Origin of the sequence: Ruegeria atlantica (assembly GCF_013032005.1) — a bacterium.
Classification (GTDB): Bacteria; Pseudomonadota; Alphaproteobacteria; order Rhodobacterales; family Rhodobacteraceae; genus Ruegeria; species Ruegeria atlantica_A.
In genome coordinates this window covers 83,177-96,637 of record NZ_WQBE01000011.1, presented here as the reverse complement: position 1 = coordinate 96,637, position 13,461 = coordinate 83,177, and the positions used below count along the sequence as shown (strand labels likewise).

Genomic DNA, 13,461 nt, shown 5'->3' with positions numbered 1-13,461 from the left:
AACTAGTCTTTTTCAGGATTAACCGTTGATCAAGAATTCAAAATTGTTGACCACAAAAGGAACCGGGAAACATGCGCTCTAGTTTCATTTTCACCAGTGCAGTTTGTGCCGCCTTAGCGTTTACGGCACTAACAGCGACAAATACCCAAGCTGACGATGCCGGGAAGATAATCGCAGGGGTCGCTCTGGGTGTGTTAGGCGCGTCAATTGCTGAACATCACCATAAACACGGGTCGCCGTACCAGAAACACCCCGACGTCTCGCCCGAAGAGAATGCAGTTGGGCTGTGTATGCATCGCACCAAAACCGCGATGACCAATCAGGGATATTACGCTGTCGATTTCGAGCGCACGCTGTCTTACACCACAAATTCAGATGGGATCGATCTGATTGATCTGGAGGTCGCCCGGTCCAAGAACACCAATGATGCGCGCAGCACGATCAAAGCCCATTGCGCAATTCAGAACGATGCAGTGGTGAATTTCCGGTACTCGAATTACTGAGCCTCAGGCCCGGAACCCAGCGTATTGAGAATGGCCACCGCCGAATGGCGATGGCCCAATCGGATCAGACCGACATGCAAATGTATTTCATCTCAAGATAGTCTTCCATGCCGTGATGGCTGCCTTCGCGGCCCAGACCGGATTGTTTGACGCCGCCGAACGGGCCCAGCTCGGTTGAGATGATGCCGGTGTTCACGCCCACGATGCCGTATTCCAGCGCCTCGGCCACTTTGTAGACGCGGCTCAGGTCCTTGGCATAGAAATAGGAAGCCAGACCAAAGATCGTGTCATTGGCCATGGCGATGACATCATCCTCGTCCTCGAACTTGAACAGAGGGGCCAGCGGGCCAAAGGTCTCCTCTTGCGCGACCTTCATGTCCTGCGTCACGCCAGTGACGATGGTGGGCTGAAAGAAGGTGCCGCCCAGATCATGTGGCAGGCCACCGGTCAGGATAACGCCGCCTTTTTCCGTGGCATCGGCGATGTGTTCGCGCACCTTGGCGACGGCCTCGTCACTGATCAGCGGGCCGGTGGTGATACCCTGGTTCAGGCCGTCGCCGACGTGCAGGGCCTCGGTTGCGGCTTTCAGCTTGGCCGCGAATTCGTCGTATACACCGGCCTGCACATAGATGCGGTTGGCGCAGACACAGGTCTGGCCGTTGTTGCGGAACTTGCACATCATCGCGCCTTCGACGGCCGCATCCAGATCGGCGTCGTCGAATACAATGAAAGGTGCATTGCCGCCCAACTCCATCGAACATTTCATGACCTGATCGGCGGCCTGACGCAGCAGGATGCGCCCCACCTCGGTCGAGCCTGTAAAGGTCAGCTTGCGCACGCCGGGGTTTTCGCAGAACTCTTTGCCGATCTCGCTGGCCTGAGACGAGGGCACGACGTTGAACACGCCGGCAGGTACGCCCGCCTGTTCCGCCAGCAGCGCCAGCACCAGCGCTGACAACGGCGTTTCCGTCGCCGGACGGGCCACAAAGGCGCAACCTGCGGCCAGCGCCGGGGCCGCCTTGCGCGTGATCATTGCGTTGGGGAAATTCCACGGAGTGATCGAAGCCGCCACACCGATGGGCTGTTTCAGCACGGTGATCCGCTTGTCGCGCTGATGGCCGGGGATGGTCTCGCCATACACACGCTTGGCCTCTTCGCCGAAGAATTCGATGAACGAGGCACCATAGGCAATTTCACCCACGGCTTCAGCCAGCGGCTTGCCTTGTTCGGCGGTCAGGATCTTGCCCAGATCCTCGGCGTTTTCCATCATCAGGTCGAACCAGCGGCGCAGGATTGCAGCGCGTTCTTTGCCGGTCAGCTTGGCCCATTCTTTTTGCGCAGCCTCGGCCTGAGCGATGGCGCCTGCCACCTGCGCCCGGCTGACATCGGCAACCTCGGCCACCACATCCCCGCGGGCCGGGTTGGTCACCGCAAGGGTGCCATTGTCGCCATCCACCCACTGACCGCCAATATAGGCTTTGGTCACCAGCAGGTCAGGGTTTTTCAGAAGGGATTTCAGATCGGTTGTCGCGTCCAGCATGGGTCAGCCTCCGGCAGAAAATTGGTTCAACGCACCCAATCAGGTGGGGTCCGGAATGTCTATGTCCACTATCGCCAGCGGGTCAATCCAGATTTGATCAAATAACCTTCAGTTCAAGGCTGTGCATCACGCCTATCTTTTTCAGGCTGAGTTTGTCAAAGTCTGGAGGAATTTTGGACCCAAGGGGATGTAAATACCCGTAACATTTCCTATCTTATTGGGTAAATAAAGAAAAAAGGGATAGCAGAGATGTCGAACCATCAATTTGATGCCTTGATCGAAGAGACTCAGGCGAAAGTCCGTGAAAGCCAATCACAGATCGAAGGGCTGACATCGCGGATTGAGGCCGCCCGCGCCAAGATCGGCACCACCGAGGCGGATATCGACATCGAAAATGCCACGCTTGAAGACGTGCATGCCCATACCGAGGTGATGAACGCCAATATCGCCGAGCTGATCATGGGTCTGGACGATGTGACCAACGCGTTTTCCAAGGATTTCGACGAGATGCGATCGAAAACCGGGTGGGAATCGTTTGTCGGCATCTTCGCAAAGGCCAAATCCGAGTCGATGCGGCAGGAACGGATGCGCACCGCTAATATCGACGACAAGCTGCAGGACCTGATCGCCAAATCCGACGTGATCGTCAAGCTGCTGGAAGGGCAGTTGTCGGTGTTGGAGGAGCAGCGGGTAAAGGTTGAGGACAACCTGACCGGCACGCTGGACGACCGTGAGGCGACCGTGGCCGAACTGGAAGCCTTGCGCGCCGAGATTCAGGGCATGGACCCGACGATCATTACGCTGGAGAACAAGATCAGCGTCGAACAGGACGCCGCCGCGCGCACCCAGCTGGAAACCGAACTGGCCGAGCTGAACAAGCAGTACAACGCCAAGGTTCAGGAAGAACAGGTCAAGCTGGCCAAGTCTCAGACGCTGGAGCGTTATATCGAAAAGGGCAAGACCTGGGTCGATTCATTGCAGAACCAGGCGGCGACGCAGATGGTGCTGATCAACAAGCTGCAAACAGACACCCAACAGCGTGTGGTTCTGTATGACGCCCTGACCAAATCGCTGAAAACGGCACAACAGCAGGACGTCGCCCACCGTATTAACGAGATCGGCGTGCAGACGGACCAAGAGGCGCAAACTGCCATGGCTGCCATCGGCACCGCGACCAATCAGAAAATGGCTGACATGCTTGAGGCGCATGAGGACCACATGGTTTTTGCCCGCGACGTGCTGGAGAAAAAGGCCAAGGCGGATGAACGCTTTGCCCGCCGGTTTGCCTCGATTGTCGAGAAGCATGATAAGAATTTGTATGGCGGGTGAGGCGCTTCAGTGACGTTCCGTTCCAAAGGCAAGCCAAAAGGAATACGCGACAGGTTCAGGATAGGGATTCTCTTTGTTGTCTTTGGCGGGTTCCTAACTTTGCTTCTTCTGACAGCTAATTGGATGCCAGACCATTTGGTGATTAAACCTGTGCTGATAGCGGGTGTTCTTTTGGTGACATTCTGCCTCTGCGTTCTGTTCGCCAACGGTCTCATCAAGCTTGAACAGCTTGATGAGAAGTTGTTCGGTCGCCGACAAAGAAAAGAGCGCGTGGATAATGACTAACCCCACCCAAGACCATGTCGGCCTGACCGACACCTTCGCCTCGCGCCGGTATTTCCGCAAATTTGAGGTGATCACCGTCCACCTCCTGCGCGTAGCCGCGACGATGGAGGCCGAGGGCGCGATCAGCAAGCAAGAGGTGCGGATCGTGTCGCGCTACCTTTCGGGGCTGCTCTACACCTTCCGCGCGCTCAGCATGAAGTACCTGCTGGTCGGGCGCGATACGGGGCGGTTCTTTGGCAGCCTTGCCATGGACAAGCGAGACAGCGGCTTTCCGGTGGCGGCCGAGTTGTTGACTATGGCCAATGACGCGCAGCAGGCGCAGGTGCATCTGGAGAATATGCCCTCGGAAGATGATCTGAAAACCGACATGGTGCGGGCAATTATTGGCGACCGTGAAATCCCCACCAAGCTGCAATTCGCGCTGTCCCAAAGGCTCTATTACGAGGAATTGCTGAAAGGTCAGCTGTTCTGGGCCCGCAACGATCCCGAATGTCACTGGATCGGGAATGAGGGCGAGCGGCGTAAGTTCATGATCCACTGGGCGGTCTATGACAGCCAGATCAACCTGCCGGTTATCTATCTAATGCAGTTGGAGGACAGTGGCAAAACCGCCCTGCCCAAGGATCAGCGCCGCTGGCCCGAAGTGCAGGCGCATCTGATGGCGCAGTCCTTGGGTGGATTGAAACTGGTGACCATCGCCAAAGGTTTCGATCAGGACTTCGACGACCTGCACCCCAAACACCTGCGCCGCATCCACGTGGGCCCGATGTATTCCTCGGCCTATACGGAGCAATCCGGGCCACTTCGGCAGGTGCTGGAAGACGCGCAAGCGCCCGAAGGTCAGGACTGGGCGCTGGCCTGGACCACTGAAGAATTGGAGAGCGAAGACGTGATCGAAGAACGCGCCGGGTGGTTTTCCACCGTCGAACGCGAGGTGTTCGCTTTGGACCCGTTCGGCGGGCAGGGGGCCGAGACCGGTGCCACAAGCACGCAGCGATCCATCATCCTGCCCCAGCGCCCGTTCCAGGTGCTGGCCGAGCGCAACCCGCCGGGGTTTGCCGACGTGCGCAAGTTCGTCGTTAGCAAGACCGGGCAGGTGTTGAGATATTGAGGATTTCGCCTTCGGCGAGAGTATTTTTGAAAAGATGAAGCAAGGGCGGTTTTGAGATGAATTTGACGTCTGATCAGATGGAATTGCGCGAAGCGGATATACGCAAACATTATCCGGCGGCGACCGCCTTGCTGAATGGGTTTGAACACGCGCCGCGGATTGCGAAGGCGGTTGATGCGACGGTCGAGCGTTCACCGGGTGTGTCCACGGGGCGGCGGTTTCGGTCCACGACCCCTGGTCTAGTGACAAGGCGTACTGTGCGGGCCGACGGGGTGCATCTGGTTGAACGGATCGAAGCTTCGGATGATGGCGATGCGCTGGTCTCGCCGCCGCAGGCCACTACGCAGCAGGCAATCCGCCGTGCGGTTGCCATTGCTCTGGCGGTGGCTGAAGCCTATGCCGAACAGACACCGCTGGCAGACCTGAAACGCGCGAACCTTGCGGGCGATCTGCCCGCCGCGCGCAAAACCGAGTTTTCGGAATTGCTGACGGCTGAGGCGCTGATCACCTCGCATACTTTCGGCAATGCCTTGGCCTATCTGATGTCCTCGCATCTTGGCGAAACCACTGCTGATATTGGTGAGATCGAAGAGGTCTTGACCGACAACGGTCAACTCGCCCTGCATGGCGCGTTGTGGGAACTGGACCAGATGCTGGCCAAACATGCCCCTGACGATGCCTATCTGATCGCGGCCACCAGCGCCTATGCTGAACAGCTAATGGAAAAAGCCGCCCTGCGCGCGCAATCTGCTGGTCATCTGGCCTCGTTCCACAACGCCGCCTGGCATATCGAGGCCGATGATCTGACGATCCGAGGGTTTGAACCCGCCTCGAAGGCCAAATCCACCACCCTGACCATGACGTTCAAGAAACCGAACGAGGTCGTTGGCAACCACATCGCCAAGTATCAGGCGATGAAGCTGGCGAAGATGGTGATGGCCTATGACTTCGACCGCCGCCTGAACCCGTTTGCGGAGCTTGGCGGGTTCATCTTTACCTTCATGGGGGATGGCAAACCGGGCACCGGAAAAACCACCCTGATCCAGATGATGGCCGGGCTAATCAATGACTACTGCCTGAACGCGGGCTATCCGTTCCGCTATCAGAACCTGAGCACCGACAATATTGACAGCTATCAGGGGAAATCCGGCCAGAACGCCAAGGCCTTCATCAACACGATCATCGACCCCTCGGTCATCGGGTTTGGCACCATCGACGATATCGACCAGCTGGCGGGCAAGCGCGGCGACCGGCAGTCTTCAGCTGGGCAACTGGAAATTACCGCCGTTTTGATGGAGAGCTTTGCCGGCGCCAACACCGTTGTACGCGGTAACTGCACTTTCGGCATGTTCTCGAACTACCCCGAGAATGTGGACGACGCCCTGCGTCAGCGGGCTGGCGCGCGGTTTCTGGTGGACGGGCCGCAGACGCGCGAGGATTACATCGACATCCTGCACCTGCTGATGGGCCGCAATCATGACATCCCGCTGGGCGAGCACGAAGCCTATGCCGCGCAGGAAATCAAAAAGGCCGTCGCCGCCAGTTTCGAAAGCCACTCCCACCCGCATGAGGACGCTCTGCTACAGGTCTATGACCGGGTCTCCGGTGAGATCGGCCAGATGGACACGATTGCCAAGCTGGGCACATACCTCAAGGCGATCCAAGCCGCGGATGAGCGCTTCACCGGTCGCGCGATCAAGAACATCACCGACGCGGTCAAGGTCCGCGCGATGGATTTCGAACTGCCCGACGAATGGATGGAAAACCCCGACGTGTTCCTGTTCCGCGACTACGACACCAAGAAGGCCATGATCGAGGACCTGCGCCAGCCGATCACGGTTGAGATGGTGATGCAAGAGATCAACCGCTACGCCGACAGCGAATTCCGCTATGCCGACAAGAGCGATGAGGTCGCCATCGAAAACGCGGTGCGTGAGATGGGTCGGATGGAAGAGGCCAAGCGGCGGTATCTGGAGGGGAAGGGGTGAGCACTACAGAACGCAACCGTTTCTTGCGACTTGGCAACCCAATACTATGGGGGCTTATAGCAACCTGTGCGATTGTAGTATTTGGTGTGTTAACTGCTCTGCTTTCTGTTTGTGAAGTCAGTTTTTTTGGTGTCGAAGACTGTGTTGGAACCAAGTGGTCTTACTTCCTCAAGGCGGCTCCAAATGAGGTCGGCGACACTCTGGCGGGCTTCGCGGGTGCTCTAGCATTCATATGGTTAATCGCAACTGTCTGGCTACAAAGCCAAGAACTGGCTGCGCAAAGAGAGGAACTACGTGAGCAGCGGGTGGCAACTCAAGACATGGCCAAAGCCCAAGACAAGCAAGTTAAGTTGCTAGAGCTACAGGGTAAAATCTTTGAAGAGGAACAGAAACAACGAGTGGAGGATCGAGCATCTGCGGAATTCAGTAAATTGTTGACCCAGCTCGACGAGGAATTTTCGCTTGGGCGATTGAATTCACTGGAGTGGAAATACTCCCTTGAAGACGCTGGTCAACTAACTCACTTTCGCGATATCCAGCCATTTTATCATTCATCTATGAGGAACTTAAGCCCTCGTGCTAAGTTAGAGTTCGTCGCGGAAAGACTAGTTGGTGCTGAAAAGGCTTTGCTTTCTTCCGAAACCTCCATCGTGGTCGAAAAAGCGCCTTTGAAAACTGGACCAATTCAAGACTTGTTCCAAATTGTAACAAAGACATCGGAACTGCAGTCTTCGCTCTCCGAGGCAGATAGAAACAAATTGCAGGTTTGGCGAATAGCCGACATAAATTCGTCTCTGCGAAAACTGATAGATGCCAATGTTTGGGAGACGGAGAAAAAATGATCCGCCTCATCAAAAAAGGCCTGATGTTTGGCAACCTCGTCCACATCTCCAGCCCGGCTCTGGTCGAGCGGTATAACCGCGCGCTGCAGCATCTGGCGGGCAAGACCACGGCGCTGACGGATTTCCATGTCGATATCTCGGGCTATTCGCCGGAGGTGGGGATTGAGCTGGAGGATGAGCTTTACCTCAATCCCAACGGGGTCAACCGGCAGTTCATCCTGCTGACGACCGAGCAGAAACGCGCGCCTTTGCTGAACGTCAAATTCTCGACCTCGCGCGATATTCTGCGCGAATTCATCGAGATGAACGAGGCGCAGTTGTTCGCCCTGACCGCCACCGATGCAGTGGCCGGAGAGCTGGTGAACTCGGTCATCAAACTCACCACGCCGCGCGATCTGCTGAACATCAAAAAGATCGAGATTGAGGCCGACACTGCAGGCGGCACCCTGCGCAAGGCGCAGCAATTGGCGGGCATGGTCGAGCGGTTTAAGACCGAAGAGGACGCCTGGTTCGATGATGTGTTGATCGCCAAGATGATCGAAACGGCCAAGGAAACCGGCGACGTCACCCGCAACCCCGTTCGCCTACGCCACACCGCGTTTGAGCAACGCAACTTCTGGACGGCGCATTTCGGCGGGCTCTATCTGTTCCCGGATCTGGACCATCCGGCGGCGATCTGCATGGGCGAAAAACCCGACGATCTGAAGATCAAATACACGTTCGAGCCGTCGCAGCGAAACCAGATCGCCAAGTTTCTTGACTATAACGACTTGGTCGAACCAATCGTCAAAGCGCGGGGCGTGGATGCCACCGCGATCCTGCAGCAAAAGATGGATTTCCTGACCGTCGACGCGGCGGCGGATGCAGGTGTTGACCTGACGGGGCTGGATCGCAGCGATATGCGACGGCTGGCCCGTAATCACGCAGACCGCCTGCCCGAGGCTTATCACGGTTTGGGCCAATTACTGCGCTGGGCGAAGGATGGTGGTCCGTGGCCGCGCATCACCTCGGACCATCCGGCCTATTTCTACACGTTGCGGGCCACCGATACGTCGAACCGTGATCTGGTGAACATGCTGCTGGCTGAGCTGGCCCCGCTGGACCCGCGCCAAATGTTCATCTGCCACAAAGAACTGTTTTACAACACCTATGCCGGTTGGCCCGAGACCAAGAAAGCCTATGTTGCCGACTTTCTTGCGCGCGAGTATCAGGTGGACAAGGCGGGCGCCCGCGCTGCGCTGTTCGGACATGAACCGGACATGAGCGGCAGTGACCGGATTAGCGATGACATCATCGCACGCGTTGGTCCCTGGGGCGCAGTTGGGAGGAATTGAATGCTTGTCGCAATCCGTTTTCTAATTCCACTGCTGATCGTTCTGACCGTGATCTATGTCGGGCTGTCGATCTATTCCCGCCTCGTCCGTCGGCGTAAGTTGATCGCGCATTGGGAAAAAAAAGGGCTGCACGGTGATCGAGAGGCTTTTCTCGAGCGGGGAATGCGGCAATATGACAAATCGTTCCGCAAGAAACTGCTGCTGGGTGTCTATGTCATCCCGCTTGGGGCCATTGCCCTGCTGATCTATATTACTAATTTCAAATGAGGGCCGGATAGATGGTCTATGTCAAATGGGTATTCATCATCGTGTTTTGGGGGCTTGTTGCCTCGGTGCTGGAATACACCTTGCCACAGCAAGATGTGGTGCGGATCGTAAAAACCGAGGTGCGGCGCGTCGATTTTGGTGAGAACTCGATCTTCTGGGCACAGCAAGATACAGGCCAAGAGGGCGCGCAGACTGTCAACCGAGATGTGCGATTTGTGGAGACCTTCCGCCCGAACGGGAAACCGCGCGTTTATCGCAATGAGGATACCGGCTGGGGCTGGCCGCCCTATTTCAAACTCGACAGTTCGAACCTACAGGCGGAACTGACCAATCTCGTGTCGACTGCGGATAACCCGCAATGGGTGGTTTTGCGCCATTATGGTTGGCGCAATCAGCTTATGTCGATCTTTCCCAATGTGGTCTCGGTGCGCCCGGTGGACAGCCCTGATGTGCGGCTGATCCCATGGTTCAACATCATCTTTCTGACGGTTTTCTTTGCCGTCGTCTGGGCTATTTGGGTGCGCTGGCGTCGGTTCCGGCAACGCCGTATCGACCCGATGCTTGAGAATATGGAAGATGGGATTTATGCCGCCGGTGATGCGATCGAAGAAAAGCGCAACGGGTTCCGCCGCTGGCTTGATAGCTGGAAATCCAAGTGATGGCGGGCATCTGATCCCGCCACCTGCTCGGTTCTGTTTGCTTATCGAACTACAAACTCAGCGTGCAATGCCCCGGCGGCCTTGATCGTTTTCAGTATGTCGATCATGTCGCGGGGCGACACGCCCAGCGCATTCAGCCCGGCCACAACCTCGGACAGGGTAGTTGCCTCGGGGATTTCGGCCAACCCAGTGCCCTCTTCTTCTTCGATACCGGCGAAAGTGCGGGGGACCACAACCGTTTCGCCGCGGGCAAAAGGGTTAGGCTGAACTGCGATGGGGGATTCCTCGACTGTCAGGGTTAGATTGCCTTGTGATACCGCGACCCGTGAAATCCGAACCTCTTGCCCCATGACGATGGTCCCTGAGCGCTGATCGACCACGACGCGCGCCTTGGTTTCCGGTTCGACCAGAATGTTTTCGATCCGACCCAGCGCATGCGCGGTTGAAACCGACTGGGTTGCGGCAATGTTGAGTTCCACCGTGCCGGAATCCCGCATAATCGCCACTGCGCGGTTGAATTCTGTGTTGATCGCAATCTCAATCCGACTGGCGGTGGTGAAGTCCGGCTCGCGCAGGGCAAGGCGCATTTGCGTCAAGGTTGACAGGTCAAAATCGATCTCACGCTCAACCCGTGCGCCCGAGGGGATCACGCCGGAGGTCGGCACTCCCTGAACAACCGACGCAGCCTCACCCTCAGCCACGGCTCCACCGGCCAGAACCGTGCCTTGCGCCACAGCATAGATTTGCCCATCGGCCGCGTTGAGCGGTGTCATGATCAGGGTGCCACCCAACAGGCTTTTGGAATCACCAATGGCCGACACCGTCACGTCGATCTGCCCGCCGACCCGCGCGAAAGGCGGCAGGCTGGCGGTCACCAACACAGCCGCTACGTTTTTAGGGCGAAAATCTTCGCCATTCACGTTGACGCCCAGCCGTTCCAGGATGTTCGACATAATCTCTTCGGTGAAGGGTGAATTGCGCAGCCCGTCGCCAGTTCCGTTCAGCCCGACAACCAGGCCATAGCCGACCAGATCATTGCCCCGCACCCCGTCAAAATCCACAAGGTCCTTCAGGCGGATCGTGCCAGCGGATGCTATCCCGGGCAGCAACATCAGTAGGAAAACAAAAAGCTTCATCTTAGGAAATTCACCAGCGACAGGTTCGCATTGCGAACGGTGACGGAATACAGGCTCTCCAACTGGAACTGGACGGTCTGCAACTGTGCAGCTGTTTCATAGGGGTCCGCAGCGATCAACTTGTTCCTGCTGAATTCAAGGCTGGTCTGCGCGGCGCTGTTGCGCGTGGCCGCCTGTTCGATCCGAGCCTCTGCTGAACCGACCTGAGCGCGCAAGTTCACCACATCGTTCTGGGTGTTGGCCAGATCGACGCCCAACTGTGTAAACAGGGCAGTGCGCTGATCACGCGGCAAGTTCAGAGCATTGTCAGAGACCAACGCCGCAACGGCGATATCCCGTATCGCATCCTTGATCGCGGGGTCGGTGGCTGTGATCGGGATCGTGATGCTTTCATTCTCGGATATCTGCATTGGTGCCAACGCATTGCCCGAGCCCTGGTAGATCACCGCGTCAAACCCGGCGGGGTCGTTGAACCAGTCTTCTGCCGCCTGTCTGATATCCGCCGTTGTGACGTATCCGCTCAGCTCCGTTTCAAGTGCGTTCAACAACGTGTCGGTTGACGGCAGGGGGGAGACATCAGTGGCCGCGCCGGAATACAGGCTGCGTCCACCAGCGCGGGTGTTCAGCGCTGATATGATCGTATCCAACTCGTTCCGGGCCTGAACCGATGCATTTTCATGGCTGACCGCCTGGTTTGACGTGCCGAAGGACAAAAGGGAGGAGGTCAACTCGGTCACGGACTCGTTAATCGTGGTCAAGCTCAGCTGCATGGCATCCGTGAACAGCCCAGCCTCAGCCGTCGATATCTGATAAGCGTCTAGACGCGATAGGCTGCGGTCCAGATCCAGCAGATGGGAATAGTCACCATCCAGACGTCCCGACACATCCTGAACCTTGCCGGTCGACATCTCATAAGACAGGGTTTCGATTTCGTTTCTGAGTTCGGTCGAGCGGGTCCGCAATGTCATGCCCCGCGCCAGATCGCCAATAGACGTCAAATTCATCATCAGAGCCTCAACAAGGTTTGCATCAATTCATCCACTACCGAGATGACCCGCGCGTTCGCGGCATAGGCCTGCTCGATCTCCATCAGGTTCTGCAATTCCTGGTCGGTATCCACGCCCTGTTCCGCCTCGATTCTGGCCATTTCCAGCTGCGCGCTGTTGGCAAAGGTCAGGCGCTGGCTGGCGGAATGAGCGTCCGACCCGGTTCTGGACATCAGCGCATCGGTCAGGTCCGAGGCGCGCATGTCACCGGTGCCAAAGGGCGACCCCGCGACGGGCCGGGCATCGCTGAGAATGGCGCCAAAGGCTTGCAATTGCGTGGCATCGCCCGGATCGCCGGGGGCCACCGCACCAAGCCCGTCGCGCAAGCGCCAGCTGTCACCCCCAGTGTCGGGATCAACAATCGTGTTCAAGCTGATGCGCGAGGCCAGCCCCTCAGGCGCAGTGGCATCGAAGCGGTTGCCAGCATCCGTGAACAGACCGGGATCGGTAGGCAATGCGGTGGGGTCCAGACCGGGTGTTTCGAACCGTTCGATCATATCCCGCGCGACCGAGTCGAGATGAGCCTGTGCCTCAACCGCCAGCTCATCGCGAATTTCAAACTGCGCCATCAGCGCGCCGCCGCGTATCTGGGCGTTGTCTCCGCCGGTGCGCACCGGGTTTCCGTTCATCTCTAACCCCGACAGCAGCCCATTGCCCACCGTCATGTGGGGTTTGGTGTCGCCCGTGGTGGTAAAGGAAAATTCGGCAGCCGTGCCTTCCAGCAGGATCAGGCCATCGTCTGAGTACAGCGACACCTGATCGTTCGCACGCGGAACCGCGTTCACCGGCACCAGCTCATTCACCTGATCTATCAACACCTGCCGCTGGTCCAGCAGGGCACCAATATCACCACCCGCATGTTTGACCGACGGAATTTTGGCGTTCAGCTTCTCGATATCCTTGAGGGTCTGGTTCAGGCTCTCTACCTGCTTTCCAATGGAGCGATCTGCGTCCGAGCGCAGCTGCCGAACACCTTCGGACGCCGAATTGAGCGCGTTGGCCAGATCACGGCCCGCGCGGGTCACCTGATCCAGTCGCTCAGAAGAATCTGGCAGGCTGGCAGCGGTGATCAGGCTGCTGTCGAACTCGGCCAACCGATTGGCGAGCGATGTGGGATCGTCAACCGTGCCAACGACGCCCTCAACACTGGTGTGAAAGCTGGAAACTGCAAATTGGTAGGCCAGTTCCGCATCGGTGGTGCGACGGTTGGCGGTTAGAACCGGGTCCTGATTGCGAATAACGCCTGCGGTGCGCACCCCGGTGCCCGAAATCACGTTTGTCGTCAGTTCCAGAGACCTGCGGGCAAAGCCGGGCGTCCGCGCGTTGGCGATATTGTCTGACACGACCGAGGTGCCGCGGCTCGAGGCCGTCAGGCCGCTGACGGCGTTGTTGAATGCTGTCGACAAATTCATCAGACAGGC

At 57.6% G+C, this 13,461-nt stretch carries 13 protein-coding genes; 9 read left to right on the top strand and 4 right to left on the bottom strand.

The features are described from left to right. Positions 1–71 precede the first annotated feature (71 nt). A complete protein-coding gene (locus tag GOX21_RS17645) occupies positions 72–503 on the top strand; it encodes a hypothetical protein (RefSeq protein WP_170379319.1) in 432 nt (143 codons plus the stop codon). 64 nt (positions 504–567) lie between these two features. Here GOX21_RS17645 and GOX21_RS17640 read toward each other — a convergent pair whose 3' ends face one another. After that, positions 568–2,043: an NAD-dependent succinate-semialdehyde dehydrogenase gene (locus GOX21_RS17640; RefSeq protein ID WP_170361865.1), complete on the bottom strand. Its 1,476-nt coding sequence runs from the start codon at positions 2,041–2,043 to the stop codon at positions 568–570. A gap of 249 nt (positions 2,044–2,292) precedes the next feature. On the opposite strand from GOX21_RS17640, the gene GOX21_RS17635 reads away from it, so the two are divergent. From GOX21_RS17635 to GOX21_RS17600, 8 genes are read left to right on the top strand one after another with little or no spacing between them, the layout of a single operon-like run. After that, positions 2,293–3,372, top strand: a complete 1,080-nt coding sequence (locus tag GOX21_RS17635; protein WP_170351872.1) for a hypothetical protein — start codon at positions 2,293–2,295, stop codon at positions 3,370–3,372. A 9-nt stretch (positions 3,373–3,381) separates the two neighbouring features. Beyond that, positions 3,382–3,657, top strand: coding sequence for a hypothetical protein (locus GOX21_RS17630; protein ID WP_170379317.1), 276 nt, complete (start codon positions 3,382–3,384; stop codon positions 3,655–3,657). Then, positions 3,650–4,768 carry a hypothetical protein gene (locus tag GOX21_RS17625; RefSeq protein ID WP_170379315.1) on the top strand — a complete coding sequence of 373 codons (1,119 nt, stop codon included), beginning with the start codon at positions 3,650–3,652 and terminating at the stop codon, positions 4,766–4,768. The genes GOX21_RS17630 and GOX21_RS17625 overlap by 8 nt, the downstream gene beginning before the upstream one ends. 56 nt (positions 4,769–4,824) lie before the next feature. Continuing rightward, positions 4,825–6,756: an AAA family ATPase gene (locus tag GOX21_RS17620; protein ID WP_170379312.1), complete on the top strand. Its 1,932-nt coding sequence runs from the start codon at positions 4,825–4,827 to the stop codon at positions 6,754–6,756. Then, on the top strand, positions 6,753–7,598 hold the full coding sequence (locus GOX21_RS17615; RefSeq protein WP_170379310.1) for a hypothetical protein: 846 nt from the start codon (positions 6,753–6,755) through the stop codon (positions 7,596–7,598). Before GOX21_RS17620 ends, GOX21_RS17615 begins: the two co-directional genes overlap by 4 nt. Next, positions 7,595–8,932: a DUF6638 family protein gene (locus GOX21_RS17610; RefSeq protein ID WP_170379308.1), complete on the top strand. Its 1,338-nt coding sequence runs from the start codon at positions 7,595–7,597 to the stop codon at positions 8,930–8,932. Before GOX21_RS17615 ends, GOX21_RS17610 begins: the two co-directional genes overlap by 4 nt. Next, positions 8,933–9,199, top strand: a complete 267-nt coding sequence (locus tag GOX21_RS17605; RefSeq protein WP_170361871.1) for a hypothetical protein — start codon at positions 8,933–8,935, stop codon at positions 9,197–9,199. A gap of 11 nt (positions 9,200–9,210) precedes the next feature. Next, the gene (locus GOX21_RS17600; protein WP_170379307.1) at positions 9,211–9,858 is read left to right on the top strand and encodes a DUF1523 family protein; all 648 of its coding nucleotides are present in this window, start codon (positions 9,211–9,213) and stop codon (positions 9,856–9,858) included. 41 nt (positions 9,859–9,899) lie between these two features. Here the strand turns inward: GOX21_RS17600 and GOX21_RS17595 are convergent, their stop codons facing one another. Genes GOX21_RS17595 through flgK form a run of 3 tightly spaced genes read right to left on the bottom strand, consistent with a single transcriptional unit; the run spans position 9,900 to position 13,452 of the window. Beyond that, entirely contained in the window at positions 9,900–10,994 is a 1,095-nt protein-coding gene (locus tag GOX21_RS17595) for a flagellar basal body P-ring protein FlgI (RefSeq protein WP_170379305.1), read from the bottom strand. Next, positions 10,991–12,001 carry a flagellin gene (locus GOX21_RS17590; protein ID WP_226689702.1) on the bottom strand — a complete coding sequence of 337 codons (1,011 nt, stop codon included), beginning with the start codon at positions 11,999–12,001 and terminating at the stop codon, positions 10,991–10,993. The genes GOX21_RS17595 and GOX21_RS17590 overlap by 4 nt, the downstream gene beginning before the upstream one ends. Beyond that, positions 12,001–13,452, bottom strand: coding sequence for a flagellar hook-associated protein FlgK (gene flgK / locus GOX21_RS17585; RefSeq protein ID WP_170379303.1), 1,452 nt, complete (start codon positions 13,450–13,452; stop codon positions 12,001–12,003). The genes GOX21_RS17590 and flgK overlap by 1 nt, the downstream gene beginning before the upstream one ends. Positions 13,453–13,461: the final 9 nt, after the last annotated feature.

Excerpts from the sequence above, each read along its gene's own strand:
- GOX21_RS17645 (WP_170379319.1), top strand. The coding sequence starts at position 72 with ATGCGCTCTAGTTTCATTTTCACCAGTGCAGTTTGTGCCGCCTTAGCG.
- GOX21_RS17640 (WP_170361865.1), bottom strand. The coding sequence starts at position 2,043 with ATGCTGGACGCGACAACCGATCTGAAATCCCTTCTGAAAAACCCTGAC.
- GOX21_RS17635 (WP_170351872.1), top strand. The coding sequence starts at position 2,293 with ATGTCGAACCATCAATTTGATGCCTTGATCGAAGAGACTCAGGCGAAA.
- GOX21_RS17625 (WP_170379315.1), top strand. The coding sequence starts at position 3,650 with ATGACTAACCCCACCCAAGACCATGTCGGCCTGACCGACACCTTCGCC.
- GOX21_RS17620 (WP_170379312.1), top strand. The coding sequence starts at position 4,825 with ATGAATTTGACGTCTGATCAGATGGAATTGCGCGAAGCGGATATACGC.
- GOX21_RS17610 (WP_170379308.1), top strand. The coding sequence starts at position 7,595 with ATGATCCGCCTCATCAAAAAAGGCCTGATGTTTGGCAACCTCGTCCAC.
- GOX21_RS17605 (WP_170361871.1), top strand. The coding sequence starts at position 8,933 with ATGCTTGTCGCAATCCGTTTTCTAATTCCACTGCTGATCGTTCTGACC.
- GOX21_RS17600 (WP_170379307.1), top strand. The coding sequence starts at position 9,211 with ATGGTCTATGTCAAATGGGTATTCATCATCGTGTTTTGGGGGCTTGTT.
- GOX21_RS17595 (WP_170379305.1), bottom strand. The coding sequence starts at position 10,994 with ATGAAGCTTTTTGTTTTCCTACTGATGTTGCTGCCCGGGATAGCATCC.
- GOX21_RS17590 (WP_226689702.1), bottom strand. The coding sequence starts at position 12,001 with ATGATGAATTTGACGTCTATTGGCGATCTGGCGCGGGGCATGACATTG.
- flgK (WP_170379303.1), bottom strand. The coding sequence starts at position 13,452 with ATGAATTTGTCGACAGCATTCAACAACGCCGTCAGCGGCCTGACGGCC.